Genomic DNA, 17,736 nt, shown 5'->3' on the forward strand with positions numbered 1-17,736 from the left:
CTATGGCAGATTCAGAGATGAAACGCGGTCTGGCGCAGGTGATGTACCGATTCGGTCCCGAGTCGCTGTTCGACTACGGGCGACGGGGACTGTCGATGAAGGTGTCCCGGTGGGAGACCGACAAGGTCAGCTCGCTTGACGCGAATTACGTCGCGGAACAAATCGCCACTCACGCATCCAGCTTCCGCAACGACGACGAGGACCCCTGGGTAGACCTCACGGTGGACGACGTGGATTTCCGCCGACCGAACCGCGTCGTCGGCTCGCTCTACCCCCTGACTATGTACTGTCAGAACCGGAGTTGTCACCGGGTCGTGAGTAAGAAAGAACCCAGTCACTTCGTCTACACCAACGGGGAGTGCCCCGAGTGTGGCGGTGAACTCCGCCAATTCGCCTTCGTCCTCGTCCACGACTGCGGGAACATGATGTCGATCAACCCGCAGCCCTGTAGCAATCCGAACCACGGGTACGACAACATCTACCTCAACAAGCAGAACATCAACGATCCTCTCTCGTGGTACTTCTACTGTGGCGAGTGTGGCGACTTTTGTGGGAATATGTCGAAGCGATGTACGAAGTGCAACAAGGAACGAGTGTACTTCCGGCCGATAGCGAGCAACTCCGTCTACTACTCCCAGGGCGACGTCCTCGTCAATCTCCCAATTGACCAGCGATACAGCGACGACATCGAATACGGGGAGAGCTGGGCCCGCGTACTGATGGCTGCCCACCTCGGCGACCTTGACGATGTCGTCGAAGAGGAGGGGAAGACCTACGAAGAACTCGGCCGGATGACGACGGACGAACGCGACGCCAAACGCCGGGAGAAGCAGATCAAGGAGCTGAAGGAGAAAGTGGGTGCAGAGCAGGTCGAAAGGATGATCGAGAGTGGTGTGGATCTCGGGGATGTCTTCGACGTCGCGGAGGACACGATAAAGGGTTCGACGCGGGAGGAAGTCGTCGAAGAGAACCGCGAACGTGTGGAGCTCCCCTCGCAGCGAGGCGGCGATAGCGACGTAGATCAGGCGTACTCGACGCTCTCTCACGAACTCTTCACCTACATACGCTCGACTCAGGGATACGAAGGGAATCTAGACGCCACGGACGGAATGAAAAGGCAACCCACTCCCCTGTCCCTAGACGGCCTCTTGGAGCAGGAAGATTTCCTCGAATCGAACCCGGAGGCAGAGGTGTATCCAGAAAAACTCCAGAAAGTGAATATCGCGTCGGCGTGGGTGGTTGATAATCTCCCTCTGCTGAACTACACGTTCGGATTCACACGCGACCGCCCCGAACGGTCGCGGACGGACCTACAGCCGTTCCCACACCCGCGGGGTGAGGACAGTACTCCCGTGTACGTGGACCAGACTCCCTCTGAGGCCGTCGTCCTCCAAGTGGATCGAGCTGCGATTATTGAGTGGTTGGACGAGAAGGGATCACTGCGTGGTGTTGAGCGTCCCGATACCGACGACGAGAGTGACCTCAAAGAGTGGTTCTTGGAGAACGTAGACACGAACGAACTCCGTGACCACTACTCGCCAATCGAAGACGACCTCACACGGGAAGTTTACACGCTCCTTCACTCAATGAGCCACGCGCTGATGCGAACGGCGAGTGGTCAGTGTGGCCTCGACAGCAACAGCATCTCGGAGTACGTGATGCCGAGCATCCCGGCGATCTTCCTCTACGCGAGCAGTACCGAACACTTTTCCTTAGGAGGGATGCACACGCTGTTCAAGACGAGAATTCATCCTTGGGTGGACGAGACGATTGCGGACGTCCAGAAGTGCGTGTACGACCCCGTGTGTGAACACGAGGATGGGGCCTGTCACGCGTGTCTCCACATGAGTGAAGTCGCTTGCGAGAGTGCCAATGGGGACCTCGATCGCCGATATCTCGTCGGTAGCGACAGAGGACGAATACCAGCGTTCTGGGAGTCAGAGTACGTGTGACTGGTGACTACGATACGATCTGTACGAATTTCGCGGTGGTCCGCCAGTTCGACGATCTCGACCGTGTCGTTGCTATCCGAGATGCCATTTTGGCCCTTGGCCGCAGAGACGTAACCCGGGCCGACGTAGACCAAGGGCTGGAAACGCCGCTAGCAACCAGAGAAGCAGCTGCCCTCTTCACCTGTCTTCAGAAGAACGGGGCAGCAACCCAATCGGAGGTCAACGAGCGGGGCTTTGCAGCCTACACTTTCGAAGTTGATCCTCCTGAAGTAGATCGAGTACTGACCCAGCAAGCCGCGGTGATTGCATCGGACGGTCGTTCCCCACAGACAGATCAGGATGCCGTAGAGTTCGTGGCCACACTCCCGGGAGGATTCGAACCAACGTCTCAACCAGTCCGTTCGATTCCCGACATCGCCTCTACGATTCGCAACCAAGTGTTCGACGCCGATTCATCGGTTCGGATCGCCAATCCATACTTCGACCCATCACTTGAACTCGTGTCCGACCTTGCGAGTCTCCCCCGGCGGGGTGTCGAGACACAACTATTGACCCGAGAAACCGCAGACGAGGACGGCGACACACGAACGACGCTCAACAAGATGTGGGACCTGATCGACGAGGAACACCGTGACAACTTCGAGGTGAGAGACCTCTACCGATGGGACGAGAGTCAAGGATCGCAAGCGTTTGCGACTCACGCGAAGATCGTCATCGTAGATGACAGGGTCTGCTACGTCGGAAGCGCGAACCTGACCGATACGAGCCTCTCGACCAACTTCGAATTCGGTGTCGTCGTCGAAGGTAACATCGTCAAGGACGCTGCGACGGTGTTTGACGAAGTGTTTGAGTACTCGTATCCAGTTGATCTACCGATATAGTTGCTATATTACTCGTGTCTTGAGCACGAAAGGCCAGTACATACATTAATGATGCTCGCCGCGGCTTGGTTTATCATATGCAGCACGGCGATCCAATCAGGCCCGATGACGAACCAATCGGGTCCTATATTGAGGGATTGAAACAGCAGGAGTATCAGATTCCCACCTTCCAACGAGAGGTGGTTTGGGAACGTGATAATATAAAGAAGCTGTGGGACAGTATCTATCGTTTTTATCCCATTGGAAGCATCCTTATCTGGAATTCTGATACCGAACTTGAAAAGCACCGCGAAATCGGTGGTCACGAAATAAACGATCCAGATAAAAATTCGAATTATAACTATATTCTTGATGGGCAGCAGCGGACAACTGCCCTACTAACCTCTCTGTACGGCGTGAAGGGAGAGTGGAAGGGTGACTTTGATCCCACATTGTATATTGATTTGACTGTTGAGGAGGCAGATGACGTGGATGATGCCAACTACAAACGCCGATTTCTCTTTGAGGACGAAGTTGATGAAGATAGCGACTACGTCTTCAAAATTATCGATATCTACAAAGATCCGTGGGAGATAGACGACCGGCTAGCTGCAAAGGGGCTTGAAAACGAGCATCCAATCAGAGATCGTTTGCGGAGTTTCAGTAAAGTCCTGCAGCAGTATCGAATCCCGTTCATCAAACTCCGAGATATCGAGATCAACGAAGTTACTGAGATTTTTGAACGGGTTAATCAAGAAGGTGAGCCGCTAGACATCTTTGATATTATCGTGGCTAAAACCTTCCGGCCGACCGACCATCCCAACGGCGGATTCTATCTTCGTGAAATGATAGAGGATTTCCGGGAAAACACTGATGGAGAGTTCGTCAGCATTTCGAATAAGACGTATTTAGAGATGCTGGCGATGATCATCAAGTATCACGTTGAGGAGAACGAGGTAAACAATATTACAAATAGGTTCCTTAACGAAATCAAAACCCATCACATTGAGGCGGTGTGGGATGAAGCCAAGCGGGCGTTCCGCAGGACGTTCGATTTCTTTGAGAACCACCTTAATCTCAAAGGCCCGAATCTAATTCCATTCCGATATTTCTACATCACTGTAGCTTTTTATTTTTATGAGAACGACAATCCAGACTACGACTTCCTAAAGAAGTACTTCTGGTTTTACTCTTTCCAGTCCGAGAACCTCCTCCGACATACCGGCCACCTCCGTCAGGATCACCTTGACCCGCTTTATGATGAAAAGACCGGTGGCGAATTCGAGTTTGAGGAGTTCCGGCTTGACAAGCACGATCTTCGTTCGGCGTCGTACAGCTACCAAGGGCGGTTCTCACGGGCGATCCTCGCGTTCATGGCCTCATACGATCCTAAAGACTGGAAACATCATGACCGTTCGGTTCTCACAGACGTTTATTACCAACTCCAGAAGGAACCGAATCTCCACCACATCTTCCCACGCAACTTCATTGAGAATTATCCCGGAGAAGACGAGTATGACGAAGATAGCTTGATGAATATCGCGTATCTCCCGCAGATCACGAACTTAGAAATTAGTGATCGTAATCCAGTTGAGTACCTCCGAGATTACGACGGTGACGGGTTTGAACAAGTATTGGCGTCACATCTCATCCCGCAAGCACTTCTTAAGTGGAGTCGGGACGACGATGTCGGCTACAAGACTCTTGATGACTTCATCAACAGACGTGTCGAACTCTTCATTGCCGAGATTGACGACCATGTTGAAGGAATCCCACTTAACGTACATGACTCTGCCGCTCAAGATACTGATGTGAGGGTTCTGATTGAAGACGGTGAATCACAGACAACGGAATTCAAAACCACCCTCAGAACTGACGTGAAAGATCGGGGGATGCCGATGAATCGCGTTGAGTATCAGTGTCTCAAAACGATTAATGGGCTTCTTAATTCCACCGACGGTGGGACTTTGCTAATCGGCGTAGAGGATGATGGGAGTATCTACGGGCTTGAAGACGATTATAAAACGTTTAACGAGGAACAGAAGCGAGAGGTGTTCCAACGCCACCTCCACGACATTATTGGGTCGGCCATGGAACCCCGGTTCAACGACTTCATTGATGTCTCATTCGTTACGATGGAGAACAAGGATGTCTGTGTCGTAAACGTCAATCATGCTTCAAGGCCAGCACATCTTGAAGACCAAGGTGAGCAGGAGTTCTACCTCCGACAGGGTAATCGGACGATTCCGCTGGAACCTAAGCAAATGGTAGAATACATTGACGAAGAGTTTGAAGACTGATTCGCTCTACGGTGGACTGTTCCCGGGATGGAACTCAATCTCTGTATCTAGCACGTGCTTCATACCTGTCTCTGAGGTTTCAATATCGCCAGAAAGATTCTTATGCGAGTAGCAAATTCATACTAGTACACTTCCTCTCACGTACTTCGTGTCGAACATTCAAACACCGATCCCCGAGGTAACACGGTAATGCATCCGGACACCCCACCGGACGAGTCTAACGTTCTCGAAAAAGTCGAGGCTGCTCTGAAACAGGCAGTGAGAGAGCACTCTGACCTAAACTGGGAGTACGGGACTCGGATCAAGCGACAGAAGTACTCGTACCTCGGGGTTGAGCACTTCACCGGTGACGACGAGACGTTCCCGGTCACATATAGCTGGTACAAGTTTGGGGCCGTGATGCCAGCAGCTCCCAAATCGGGAACAATCGGTCCGACGAGCACGCAGATGCCCACACCGGACGCCCGCGAGTCGGGGATCTTCACGGCGTCTTTCGACGATATCGTCGATTTCTACCGACGGAGTGACTTCACACCTGGGTTAGACCAAGCCTCGTGGTACGCGAACGACCTCGACTTCCTCGCGGCATTCTACGAATCCCACGCGCCTGAGGAGTATCGTGACTTGTACCTAGGGAACGTGGCGCTCCGACAGCACCTCGGTTCAGCCATAGAGAAGGTTCAAAAGGCCCGACAAGAGCCCTCAGTGGACCCGCTCTCTCCAGTGTTCGGAACAGAGCAGTACGAGGACGTCGGGCGTGCTGCTGCTCGAATCCACTTGAGCTTGGCAGGTATCGAATCCCTGAGCCAGACCCTTGACGAAGTCCGAGAGTTCACGAACCTGGTAGAGGACGCGTTCCTTGTCCTCAGTCAGACGCGTGCTTCAGAAGTCATGGAGTCACAGGTGGCCGCGCTGGAAGAACTGAAGGAGGTCTACAACGAGTGGATCTGGGAGTATCCCGCCCTTCTGATGTCGAAAGAGACCGCGAAGGGTCCGAATGCCCCAACCTTGCGGAAGTGGTCTGCCCAGAAGCACTTCTCTGTGGAGGACAACCTAGAGAAGCACATCAACAGTGTCAGTCGATCGTGTGAGGACGCATGCCTAGTACCGAGCTCGGCCCAGTACCCAGAACACGACGACGACGCGGAAACTATCGGTCGGGCAGTCGCGCTCCAAGCAATGCGTCGAGATGAGTGAAGTTGGACCCGTAGGGGACGTGGAAGACGTATTCACCGATACCTGCGTGTTGTTCGCTTACGCTGTCGAAGGAGAGACAGCTGCAAGAAAGCTCTTCGAAGACTCTACTTCCGCCAAAGTAGCTAGCGAGCGTATCAAGCGTGAGTTCGTTTCGGTAGCTGATCGGCACCAAGACATCCACCGCGAACTCTTGGAGTTCGCTGCGACGGACGATCTGGATGAGTACGAGCCCGCCGACCTGCACCAGAAGAACGACGTTCGGTACGTTATCGACCTATACTCTGACCTTACCGAGATGGACGACGTTGAGGCGGTTCGGCGATTGAACGAACTTATCAATCGGCTAGAGAAGGCGAGAGAGGAAATCTTCGAAGATGATGAAGTCCTCACCGTTCTAGCCCTTGACGGCGTTGACGCTCAGCTAGTGGGCCTGCTACGTGGTGTCGTTGAGAACGAGGCCGATATCAGAGTTCTCTGTGATGCTGCCGCGTGGAGCCGAAACGGCGGCTCGGGTACATTTCTGACCGAAGACACTGAAGACCTCTTGGGAAGTGACGGGGATATAGGAAGTGCTGTAGAAAGTGGTGATGCGGATGAGAGCGGTGATGGTCTCCCCGACTCCTTTGCGGATTTCTTGGGCTCAGAAGAGAAGTCCGTACCGGAACGAATCAACGACCAGATCGTGAGTCGCTACGATGCTGACTCAGCGTTACAGATCCTCTCTATAGACGATTTTCTTGCTATCAAGATTGGATAACGGATTCTTACCGAGACTCAGTAACAATCTGCCTAATCATTTCTTGTGCCTCGTCCTCTGATAGTCCTTCGAGTTGCACGTTCGTCAGTGCGTGATTGAACCGTCGTGTCGTCTCATCTATGATACGCGACGGTTCGTCTGCGAGTTCGTCACACATAGCCCGAACGGCGGGTTGATAGCGCGCGAACCAGCGGTCGAACACCTTGTTGACCATCGTCTGGTTGGCAAAGACTGCGTCAGTCGTTGAGTAATCGTCACCACGCGACGTGAGCTCCGCAATCCACCAGAGTCGGTGGATGGCGTTTGAGTACAAGTCGGAGCCTGCACCGAGGAACTTCTCTCTCATCGCCTCTTCAGAGCGATACTCCCAACGGTGCCGGACGAGTTCGGGGTATCGGACGACTGCTAGCCAGTGCCAAAGCCCTGGATCACCGGCAGTTCGCCTCGTGATGTCGAGGGAGCGGTGAATCTCTTCAGCGAGTGCGCCATCTATAGCGGTCTCGTACTCTGGGTACTCCTCCAGGACCTCCTTTACCGCGGAATCGATCTTGTCGAGATCGGCTGTCGGATTCCCCGGCATAGGCTCTACGTACTCGTCCAGCTGTTCGTCGGTTAGCGTTGTCTCGCCCTTCATGAACGATTCGCCAACGAGACGACGTCCGTCTTCTGTCAGTCGGTGTAATTCTGTCTCGGTCACGTTAGATCTGGAGCCCCTCCTCCATGAGGTGGATCAGTTGCTCTCGGGGGTCTATGTACTCCTGAAGTTCGCTATCGATCCGTTGCATGACGTGAGGTAGTGTTTGCGGGTCAGAGAGGTCGTCTCTGAAACGGTGAGTCGCTTCCGATACGTCACTAGTATCGTACAGGTTACGGACGAATGTCTGGAGTACCATCTCTTGCCACTCGTGTTCAACCTCGCCTTCTGCGTTTACGGCAGTCCCAGCACGAACGAGCAGTTGTACCCACACCCCGTAGCTCACTTGGTCAAGTATCACGTCACGCATCCGAGCTTCGGCCCCGACAGAGCCTCTACTCTGTAACACCTCGGCAATACGGGGATGGTCGGAGTTGATCCACAATTTAGGACGACCCTCGTTCCGGAAGTCGAGGTAGTATAGCTTGTTTCCATCCGGGAGGTGAGCATTTTGTGAGAACCGGACTCGCTCACCATCGATGGCGGCTCGTTCTTCTTCCTCGCCGCCGTCAACGACGACGTAGTACAGCGTCCCACTGGCGACGCGGAAATTCTTCTGGTCGGCGTAATCGTTCGGCTCTTCTCTCGGGTGAGCTTCGGTACGAACGAGATACGGACGTAGCTCGACTGTTCCTCGGACAGTGTCCTTTGGAATTTCTAACTCGACGTCGTATTCACCTGGTGTCGTGGGAGCTTCGGAGACGATGGTCCGATCACGGTAGATCGTCTCGTGACAGCGAATGGTGACGTAGAGTTTAGCCGGTGGCTGTGCCCGTTCGTCCTCTGGAAAGACTGCTTGGACCGTATCCTCGGGTAAGCGAAGTTCCCCGTTGAGAGTGAGGGTGGACCAATCTGATTCAGCACTACTGTCAGACGACGACACGGCCGACGCGAGATCGATCTCGGTCTGTGACGGGTTCAGTTCGAGTGCTGTTCGCTCCCTGTCGTCAACAGCAAACGAATCCAGATCGAAACCCACTCCCTTATTTCGGTAGCTGAAGGGGAGTGTCGTAGTACGGTGTCGTTGAGAACGTCTGGTCACGCTTGACCCTCCTCGGGTGTCTGTAACTCGGCGAGTATCTCTAATTGTGTCGCACCGACATCACCGCGTACCAAGTCCGCGGGTTCGTCGGAATGGGAACTGCCGGAGAACGAGAGTTCGTCTACCTCTTCGTTCACGACGAGGTGAACACATCCCTCGTCGTACGACACGGTTACGCCGGATTGTTCGATCTTGATGGTGTCGATGGGGATGTCGTCGTAACGCGATCCATCCTCGCCAACACCGGTGAGTGAGATGTCGGCACTCCATCCGTCGAACTCTTCTGGGAGTACTTTAATTCGACCAGAGATCTCCCACGCATCGCCGTCGAAGCGGGACGAACTGTCGATCTCGAAGACGGGATCGGCGGCCGATGTCGTGGATCGGGGATTCCCGCCCCCGTGAATCGGGAACCTGTTCAGAACGTTGTCCGAGAGAGAGTCGCCGTTGCTACCCTTCGAAACCAGGTGACGTAGCCCGTCGCGCAACGTTCCGAACATATCGTCGAGCGCCGTCCGGAATCCACGTTGGTACTGCTCTCGGAGGTTCTCGGTGGATTCCCACTCGTCGTGCTCGGGTGGTTCAGAGAACCGTAGGAACCGGTCGATCTCCCGATCACTGTCTGATGGAGTCCCTTCCGACCGCGCTTCGCCAGCTGCCAACACACCGAAGAAGTTCCGGTCACCGTAGGCGACACGACTCTGGTCGTAGTACTTGACGACCATCCCCGCTCCCCGGAAGAGCGCTACGTTGTTCAGGTACGTATCGTCATCTGCAGGGGATGCGAGGCGAGCCGACAACCGAACCGAACCGTCGGGAGTCTCGGTTCCATCGGCACGTGGCGGGAGATTAACTGGAATATCAAGGCCAGCAACGTCTCCGGCGTCAATCAACGTCTGAGAGTCCGTAGTTCTCTCTTCGTAGGCCTGGACGAACGGTCGGATCGACGGGACGCTCTCGACGTCGGCAGTCAGCGTGTCGTCGGGGGTTTCGACTGTAATTTCGATGTCACCCCGGTAGATGGCTGGCCAGAAGTACTTGACAGAAGCATCAACGAATTCCTGTGCGAGGTCTTCGACGTCCGGTCGCTCGTCCCGTGTCGGATCCTGGAACTCTACGACCATAGCGCTCGTTCCACTGACAGGGGACCGTTCTACGTGTAGTTGTTCTGCAAGCCGTGACGCGCGTTCTCCCCAGAAGGACTCTGGACGCGGACCATCGTCTGTCCCGATAGGCTGGCAGAGCCACCCTGCCCCTTGATACGTCGTATCGTCTTCTGGGAGCTGGTGTGTGGGGAACTTAGAGCGAGCGATGAGTCGCGGAGAGTTGTCTTCACGCTCACCGTGAGCGAGGTGTGAGTTGAAAACCACCGTCGAAGCACTTGAGAACGTCCAGAGTACGGACTTTCCGAGACCGTACGAGCCGCCCGCGGTGTCGTCTTGCTTGCTGCTGTAGAGTTCGTCGCGGACTAGCGCGGCGTAGTTCGAGTCTTCGTCCCAACTTCCGGTTAAGCCGGTGGTGTTTCTGTCTTCTACGACGAGGAGACGAAGTTCGGCATCGGAGTCGTTAACTCGCTTGACAACCCGTTCGTAGCGACGACCGTTATGTGTGTCTGCGACCGCTCGCGTACGTTCGCCGAGTCCGTCGCTCCAGCCGAGTGCTTCCAGAAACTCCTCTTTCTCGTCACCGGTGAGTGTAACGAAACGGAATGTCACTTCGACCGGATCGCCGTTTGGGAGGCCTTGGTCGTTCGCGTTTTGAAGTACCTCACGAACGAACGACTCGGAGTCGTGGTCAACGGCGTGCTTGGTCGGATCGTCGCCGTAGCGTGGTGCCCCAGGCCCACCACTGAAGAAAAACCACTCAGCCGCTTCGTTCATTTGAATCTGTTCCTGATCCATGTTATAAACTGGTATGTTCGTACGAAACTACGACTACCTAGTTAGTATTACTGTTACGCGTCGATGGTCCCATCGGTAGGAACGAACAGAAGTTCTAATCGGGCGACACCGACGCACTCTCCGTACGGTGAAAGATCGCCCGGTTGGTATTATTGCCGAATGCTTATGTGATGATACGCAGGAAAGAGAGTTATGAAGGTAGCTGCAGTGGATTTATTCTGCGGTGCTGGTGGACTCAGTTATGGGCTCCAACAATCCGGTATCTCGGTCGTCGCAGGGATCGACAAAGACCCGGACTGTAAGTACCCGTACGAACAGAATATCGACGGCGAATACGTCAGAGCAGACGTTCACGCACTGGCACAAGACCCCGAACCGATCGCGCAGATGTACCCGTGGGACGCGGATCTAAAGGTCCTCGCGGCCTGCGCGCCTTGTCAACCGTACTCCACGATGGGGCACTCAAAGGGGAAAGGCCACGAGGACCACCAAAAGTGGGGACTATTGAACGAGGTATCACGAATCGTAGAGTACGTCGAACCGGACGTGGTGGTCACCGAGAACGTACTCCAAGTGAAACAAGAGGACGGCGTTTACGATTCGTTCATAGAGAGCCTGGAATCCCAGGGCTATCACGTCAACAGTGACGAGAACAAGAATGTCTACGGTCCTGAATACGGGATTCCACAGAAGCGGAAGCGGTGGGTGGTTATGGCCTCCAAGCGAGGTCCTCTCTCTCTGCCTGAGCCACCGATACAGAACGAGGACGACTACCCCACGGTCAAAGACACGATTGATCATCTGCCGCCAATCGAAGCAGGAGACGTCAGTGACGAAAGCGACGTACACAGAGCACGTTCTCTCTCGGAAAAGAACCTTGAGCGTATCGATAACATGATGCCTGGCGGAGATTGGACTCTCTGGGAGGAGGAGAACCTTGACCATCTCCTCGCAGACTGCCACCGGAAGGCGAGTGGACGCTCGTACAAAGCGCCCTACAGTCGGATGCGGCCCGACGAACCCTCACCGACGATAACGACGCAGTTCTACAACTACGGCAGTGGTCGCTTTGGACACTACGATACAGATCAGAATCGGGCACTCTCGATCCTCGAAGGAGCTCTGCTTCAGACGTTTCCAGAAAATTACGAATTCTACAACGAATGGGAAGACGTCGGCGTGTCGAATCTGGGCCGGCTGATCGGTAACGCGGTTCCCCCGAAGCTCGGTGAGTACATGGGGCAGGCAATCCTCTCGCACGTGGGCGTGACAGTACCGTCTGTCAAGTCTACTGTTGCCGACGACTGAGAGAGCTGATGTCGTCTGAGGTGGAGCGTCGGTTTCGGGTAGATCTGCTCGAATGGGGGAAAGAGAACCGCCGCGAGTACCCGTGGCGGGAATCGAATCGGACACTGTATGAGGTGTTCGTAGCGAAGTTCTTCCTGACACAAACGCCGGCTGACAACGTCGCGGCGGTCTATCCAAGATTCCTGGAACGGTTCCCCACGCTGGACGCGATAGCAAAGGCCAGTGAGGATGAACTCGTCGAAGCTATTGTGCCTCTGGGATTCCAAAATATGCGTGCAGGGGCACTGAAGCAGATCGCCTCCAAGCACGACCACCTACCTACCGAGCCAGAGTCGTTGATGGAACTTCCGCGGGTGGGCCGGTACGTGGCGAACGCCACGCTGTGTTTCGCCCGTGGTGATCAGTTGCCAGTACTCGACAGGAACGTTGAGAGAGTATACAGTCGGGTGTTTCGAGACACTTGGCCCGAGGCAGAATCAGATCAGCTAGCTTTCACGAAGAGACTGGTTCCTAGTGAGGCCCGTTCGTACAATCTCGCTCTACTTGACCTCGGTGCGTTGGTTTGTTAGAAAGAGCCACTGTGTGAGCAGTGTTTCGCCCGCGAGTACTGTGTCTACTTCCAAGAACCGTAGGGCGGATGTAGCTTTCTCGGAGGAGATGCGTGATTTGGCTATGGTCCAGTATCGGTTACCGATCCTCTGTTAATTCTAGGGTGATTGCGTGGATTACGATCTCCTCAGTAGCTGAAGCCGTGTAACTGCCTGGAAGATAATCGGGCATATCGTTGCTATGCTGAACATCTATGTGGCGTGGTAGTACGAAGTCGGCAATCCGCTGTTTTACTTCTGTCCAGTCTGGATCATCGACGTTTGACTGGACACGGTAATATGCTGCATCTGCGAATTTCGCCTGCTGTTCAACACCATCATAGTGGTGATCATAGTACGTGTCCTGCGCCCAGTCCCAGACCTGATCCCACTCCCAGGCGGCCTCTTCCTGATCGCCCAACTCCCTTGAACACACCTCTTTTGTATCCTGTTTTAATTCGTCATACTGACTGAATTGGTTTGTAAGCTCATTTGGTTCGTAGGTTGGGCTCATACGCTTCTATTATTTCAAGGGGTAATGGTAGTGGCGACTGACCCGAAAATAGCTCGCTGACTACCCTCACTGTATGAATCACGGCGAATTCCTAATATCTATTATCTCCCACGATGGCAAGCTTGAGTTCTGCTAACCCCTATCGAAATTCAGATGGAGAGTTTAAACAGAGTCGCCGTCTAAGCGCACAACAGTGAGACTCTACGCGCACTCTACATCGGTGTGCTCTACGGGAATCTCTCTTGACACCCCCGAGAGCACTGAACACGGGATAGGTGATCCCGTATGACTTCGAACGGAGACACCACACGCGAAGAACCCCTCATCCTCCACTGTTTCGCGGACTACGGAACAGAATCAGAGGTTCTCAGCGACTTCGGGAACGTGATTCGTGTCGGAATTGATCCCAAGGATACGAACGAAAGTACACCCATCAAGGCCGACGCCCACATTGAGGACAAGGAGTGGGACCTTCCGATTAAGGACGATATCACGTTCGATCTCGGACTGTTCCACCCGGTTTGCTCACGGTGGGCGGCGACGACGAGCATCTCTGGTGATCCCGACGAACACGAGAACATGATCCCGAGTGCACGAATGCTCGCGGAGAAGTACTGTGATCACCACATCATCGAAAACGTTCCGCGCGCACCGCTTGATGACCCCACCGTGCTGAACGGACGGATGTTCGGCATGCCGATCGAGTACAAGCGTGCTTTCGAGACCTCGTTTGAAGTCCCACAACCTCCTCGTTTGAAGCGTCTCCTGACGACAGATGGACCGTCAGACAGAGCCGAGACCTCGTCGTTCTTCTTCTCTGAACGATCCAAAGAGTGGTGGGCGGCAGTCAAAAATTACTCACCGAGGCCGTACCCGAAGAGCCACCTAGCGAAGAACGCGATTCCCGCGCCATTCATCTACTACTTGATCCGGCTGTGGTTGATGGTCTATGAAGACGAGCAAGGAATCTCGGAGGGTCGAGTGGACTACACCGACTACGACGAGCGAATGGACACCAAGCGCAAAAGTGAGGACAACCGCCAGTTGAACGAATTCCGATGAGCGACAACGAGTGTCACGTGTATCAGGATCGGAGGGTTAACACATCGTACGTCGGAGATCCGTTCGTGGGAGTTCCTGTATCCCGTGACATCGTTGAGTCGGTCGCTGCCCAGCATTCTATTGAAGCCGATTCACTTGCGAGAGCACTACGAGAAGTACGAAACAAGTCCCTGATTGGTACTGAGATCCTGTTCACGGGGTTCGACCCTCTTCCGGTTGGACGGAACGACGACGGGCTGTTGTATGTACTGGCCGAGGCAGACGGATGTTGGGATGCAGCCGCCGATCAAATTGGACTCACCGAAGACGGTCGAGACGCCGTAGCGACCGCTCATGACCGACAGGTCAAAAAGGCGGTTGGAGACGACGAAGAGTGGATCAGTAGTGGGTTCGTCGTCTCGTGTTCAGAGTTCCCCACAGACGCTATCGACGACATTGTCACGGTGGTGGGCAAGACACGACTGACGAATCGACAGGCAACGATATGGATCCTTTCACAGTACGTCCCCGGTAGTGACGCAATTGCTCGAATCCTCTCGGTCCCCGACTCCATTGTTCGGTCGGATCTTGCCACCGTTGACCGGACTACACGACGGAGTGCGGAGGAGACGCGAACTCTCGACGTCCCTGGACCACTTACTAGACTCGAACCAGATCCTCAGTCCTCAACCTGGATGGGACTCGGTTGGTCGAGATGGTTCGACCTTCGAGACTGGGAAACGCTCCGAAAAGAACTACCCCGCCGACCAGGCCTCTACCGAGTTAGACACTCCAGACTCCCGGGTTTGATGTACATCGGAGAGTCGGGAGCGGAAGGAGGTGTTCGACAGCGCGTAGGGCTTGGTCTATCAGCCGGGGTGAACGAGGCGGATCGACAGACCGGAGACAAACACGGTGCCGCCCGTCCACTCCGGCGAATTACTGATGTTGTGGGTGGGCAAATGGAGGTTTCTGTTTCGACACCCCCGATATCCTCGAATCGGAGACACCGCCGTGCTATCGAGGCGACTTTGGTGGCGATTTGTCGTCGAGAAGTTGGGTGGACTCCTATGGTCCAACTGAACCGAGAGCCTGCTGAACACGTGAGTGGCTCCTACGACGAGTTGGAGCAAGAGCTAAAGCACATCTCAGAACAGACTTCGTACACTGTACCGACGTGGCAGCCCTGGCGTGACGTGACTGCCCCACGCTGGCTGGGACTCGACTGGACAGAGGCCCGCCCACTCTCTGAGCGAGACATGATCGATAGTGGCGGAGTTCATGCGTTCCGACTGTGGCGAGAAGATACAACGGGAGAACGGTGGAATCGAACAATCCAAGAGATGGGTACGACCAGATCGATATCAAGTCGCCTGTTCAAACTGCAGAACGAGTATGGGGACGACGTGTGTTTCTCTGTCGTCAACCTTGACGGACTAAGCTCTGACACACAACGTCGTTCTCGTGAACTCGACGAAGCTCGCCACGATCTCATCGGCGCACATTACTTGGCTACTGGCGTTCCCCCAGAGGCACAGTTTTGACTTCAACCAGTAATCTGTTGAAATCATTGGGGAGGGGGTAACACTTTGGACGCCCTTGGTGTTAGGTACAAGTTGACGATTTATCACCACTGATGTCTTAACAATTGTATGAGTCAAGCAGCGGTTCAACACGACCAAGGCCAGTATGGATCTCCGAGGGCAGCGTACAACAACCTCACTGAAGTAATCGCAGAGGTTGCCGTTGATTTGGAGCAGAACAACGAAGCAACATACTCGGTGGTGTGGAAAACCACTAACCACGACTACGGTTCAGAATATCGGGTTATCGACACGAAACCACTTGCGCTTGAGGAGACTCTCATCATTGAAGGGCAGAGCCGAGGTGGAAAATATCAGGTCGTTCCGAGGGGAAGCGGACCAGCAGTGGTACGCCACCTTCGCAAGGACGGAACCATCAGCTGGGAGGAGGAGGCGATTGAGCTGATAATCATGCAGGGTCAATTCAAATGGGAACCTGAGAAGGGTGTAACCATCATTGATAAAATACGTGAGCGACTCCCCCGGTGAGTAGCCGTTACTTCGCACGACCTATCTGACGTCTATCTCAGCCAGACACAGGCCTGAATAATAGCATTTCAACACCTATGAAAGCCTGCTAGCGCAACAAACCACGTCTGCGATACTATATTTTTCGCCGAGATCGATCCGAGCTTAGTCACGAGAGAGAAACCACACGCAGGCACGGAGATGGCTCAGGAACCAGCCGGCAGGCGGTCAGAACGTGAACGCGTTAGCTGTGGCTCACACCCGCTGCGACCGGCCGATGAGGGCCGCCGAGCCGGCGGCCCTCAGGCACTCACCTCTGGTGGATCGTACACCTCCGTGCGATCAAGCATATGGAAGATCGACACGAGCAGTTTTCGCGCCGTTGCGACAATCGCTATCTGGTGGTTCTTCCGCTGTTTCAATCGAGCGTAGAACCGTTCAAGATACGGATCGTTACACCGGTGAACCGCTGTTTGAACACACTGAACGAGGATCCAGCGTAAGTCTCCACTTCCGCGCTTCGAGATCGATCCTTCCGTCCGCGAGTCGCCTGACTCGCGGACGACCGGATCCAATCCCGCGTAACTCACCACCTGCTTTGCCTCGTCGAACCGGTCGATCTCACCGATCTCCGAGGTGATTAGCAGCGATGAGTAGAAACTCACGCCCGGAATCGTCATCAACAGCTGCGTCTCCTCGAGAGACGCAGCGGTTTCCTCGATCAACGATTCGAGTTCTTCTATTTGAGCGGTTAACTCGTCGATGATCGAGAGGAACGACTCCATCAACTGATCGCCGACCACACCGAGCGAGACATCCTCGCCGGCGAGGATGTCTCGCCCGTTCACACTGAACGGATCCCAATCGTAGGTGATCCCGTGTTTGTCGAGCAGGGCGTGGACTTCGTTTTTGAAGTCCGTGCGCTTTTCGACGAGTCTCTTCCGGCCGCGCACAAGTGCGCGGCGCTCTCGGAGCTCTTCGGACGGGACGTAACTCTCAGCGATCATGCCGGCTCGGCGAAGTTGCGCAAGCAACTTCGCGTCGAGCCGGTCGTTTTTCACCTCAGCATAGCCGATCGCCTTGGTTTGGGTAGGATCTGCGACAACCACGTCGAGGTGTTCGTCGAGGGTGTCGTAGACCGTGTAGTAGTTGCTGGTTGCTTCGAGCGCCGCTTTGGCTCCAGCGTATTCTTCGGCAACGTCGTCGAGATTCGCGTTTTTGACGCGAATCTCTTCGACGACCTCGGCATCGTCGTCCAAAACAGCGACGTGCGACTCATCTTTATGAAGGTCGATTCCGAGGTAGTACATGGTTCCTGTGAGGCGGTTTGTGCGTGAAGGGAGCCACACCTATTCGGGTTCGCCGCCCGGATGCTGACGGCATCCGGGCGGCCTCCCATGATAGTGCGTCCTTGGCAGGTAGGCCAATCAGAGCCACGCGTTCTATGACGCTGTTGAATCATCGGCCTTTGACCGCCCCAGTGCCTCTTCACGCACGCTGGGGACTTAGCAGGCTTTCATCCCATCAGAGCC

Annotated in this window: 15 protein-coding genes; 10 read left to right on the top strand and 5 right to left on the bottom strand. The window is 54.6% G+C overall.

All coding sequences use genetic code 11. The features are described 5' to 3' along the window. The first annotated feature begins 2 nt into the window (after nt 1–2). The 5 genes from F3H10_RS12215 to F3H10_RS12235 all read left to right on the top strand — a co-directional run bounded on the left by F3H10_RS12215 (nt 3) and on the right by F3H10_RS12235 (nt 7,066). Nucleotides 3–1,952, top strand: coding sequence for a DUF1998 domain-containing protein (locus F3H10_RS12215; RefSeq protein ID WP_149785040.1), 1,950 nt, complete (start codon nt 3–5; stop codon nt 1,950–1,952). Continuing rightward, entirely contained in the window at nt 1,949–2,833 is an 885-nt protein-coding gene (locus tag F3H10_RS12220) for a phospholipase D-like domain-containing protein (protein WP_188127934.1), read from the top strand. The genes F3H10_RS12215 and F3H10_RS12220 overlap by 4 nt, the downstream gene beginning before the upstream one ends. Nucleotides 2,834–2,910: 77 nt before the next feature. Next, nucleotides 2,911–5,112 (top strand): GmrSD restriction endonuclease domain-containing protein, encoded by a 2,202-nt coding sequence (locus tag F3H10_RS12225; RefSeq protein ID WP_149785042.1) that lies wholly within the window; start codon nt 2,911–2,913, stop codon nt 5,110–5,112. Between the two features lie 189 nt (nt 5,113–5,301). Continuing rightward, entirely contained in the window at nt 5,302–6,309 is a 1,008-nt protein-coding gene (locus F3H10_RS12230; protein ID WP_149785043.1) for a hypothetical protein, read from the top strand. A 19-nt stretch (nt 6,310–6,328) separates the two neighbouring features. Continuing rightward, the gene (locus tag F3H10_RS12235; RefSeq protein WP_149785044.1) at nt 6,329–7,066 is read left to right on the top strand and encodes a hypothetical protein; all 738 of its coding nucleotides are present in this window, start codon (nt 6,329–6,331) and stop codon (nt 7,064–7,066) included. Between the two features lie 7 nt (nt 7,067–7,073). Here the strand turns inward: F3H10_RS12235 and F3H10_RS12240 are convergent, their stop codons facing one another. The 3 genes from F3H10_RS12240 to F3H10_RS12250 are packed head-to-tail and all read right to left on the bottom strand — an operon-like array spanning nt 7,074 to nt 10,703. After that, nucleotides 7,074–7,763: a DUF6339 family protein gene (locus tag F3H10_RS12240; RefSeq protein ID WP_149785045.1), complete on the bottom strand. Its 690-nt coding sequence runs from the start codon at nt 7,761–7,763 to the stop codon at nt 7,074–7,076. Between the two features lies 1 nt (nt 7,764). Beyond that, nucleotides 7,765–8,802: a hypothetical protein gene (locus F3H10_RS12245; protein WP_149785046.1), complete on the bottom strand. Its 1,038-nt coding sequence runs from the start codon at nt 8,800–8,802 to the stop codon at nt 7,765–7,767. Next, nucleotides 8,799–10,703 carry a hypothetical protein gene (locus F3H10_RS12250; RefSeq protein WP_149785047.1) on the bottom strand — a complete coding sequence of 635 codons (1,905 nt, stop codon included), beginning with the start codon at nt 10,701–10,703 and terminating at the stop codon, nt 8,799–8,801. The genes F3H10_RS12245 and F3H10_RS12250 overlap by 4 nt, the downstream gene beginning before the upstream one ends. Nucleotides 10,704–10,895: 192 nt before the next feature. On the opposite strand from F3H10_RS12250, the gene F3H10_RS12255 reads away from it, so the two are divergent. Both F3H10_RS12255 and F3H10_RS12260 read left to right on the top strand, forming a co-directional pair. After that, nucleotides 10,896–12,011: a DNA cytosine methyltransferase gene (locus F3H10_RS12255; RefSeq protein WP_149785048.1), complete on the top strand. Its 1,116-nt coding sequence runs from the start codon at nt 10,896–10,898 to the stop codon at nt 12,009–12,011. Nucleotides 12,012–12,019: 8 nt separating this feature from the next. Beyond that, on the top strand, nt 12,020–12,580 hold the full coding sequence (locus tag F3H10_RS12260; protein ID WP_149785049.1) for an HhH-GPD family protein: 561 nt from the start codon (nt 12,020–12,022) through the stop codon (nt 12,578–12,580). 118 nt (nt 12,581–12,698) lie between these two features. Here the strand turns inward: F3H10_RS12260 and F3H10_RS12265 are convergent, their stop codons facing one another. Next, on the bottom strand, nt 12,699–13,112 hold the full coding sequence (locus tag F3H10_RS12265; RefSeq protein WP_149785050.1) for a hypothetical protein: 414 nt from the start codon (nt 13,110–13,112) through the stop codon (nt 12,699–12,701). A 285-nt stretch (nt 13,113–13,397) separates the two neighbouring features. Here F3H10_RS12265 and F3H10_RS12270 point away from each other — a divergent pair, with 285 nt between their 5' ends. The 3 genes from F3H10_RS12270 (at nt 13,398) to F3H10_RS12280 (ending at nt 16,225) form a co-directional block, all read left to right on the top strand. Next, complete coding sequence (locus F3H10_RS12270; RefSeq protein ID WP_149785051.1) at nt 13,398–14,174, top strand: hypothetical protein; 777 nt, start codon at nt 13,398–13,400, stop codon at nt 14,172–14,174. Continuing rightward, the gene (locus F3H10_RS12275; RefSeq protein WP_149785052.1) at nt 14,171–15,697 is read left to right on the top strand and encodes a hypothetical protein; all 1,527 of its coding nucleotides are present in this window, start codon (nt 14,171–14,173) and stop codon (nt 15,695–15,697) included. The genes F3H10_RS12270 and F3H10_RS12275 overlap by 4 nt, the downstream gene beginning before the upstream one ends. Nucleotides 15,698–15,805: 108 nt before the next feature. Further along, nucleotides 15,806–16,225 carry a hypothetical protein gene (locus F3H10_RS12280; RefSeq protein ID WP_149785053.1) on the top strand — a complete coding sequence of 140 codons (420 nt, stop codon included), beginning with the start codon at nt 15,806–15,808 and terminating at the stop codon, nt 16,223–16,225. Nucleotides 16,226–16,506: 281 nt separating this feature from the next. Here the strand turns inward: F3H10_RS12280 and F3H10_RS12285 are convergent, their stop codons facing one another. Then, nucleotides 16,507–17,514 carry an IS110 family RNA-guided transposase gene (locus F3H10_RS12285; RefSeq protein WP_149784056.1) on the bottom strand — a complete coding sequence of 336 codons (1,008 nt, stop codon included), beginning with the start codon at nt 17,512–17,514 and terminating at the stop codon, nt 16,507–16,509. Between the last annotated feature and the right edge of the window lie 222 nt (nt 17,515–17,736).

It is taken from the genome of Halorubrum aquaticum, from assembly GCF_900113615.1.
In the GTDB taxonomy this organism is placed as follows: domain Archaea; phylum Halobacteriota; class Halobacteria; order Halobacteriales; family Haloferacaceae; genus Halorubrum; species Halorubrum aquaticum.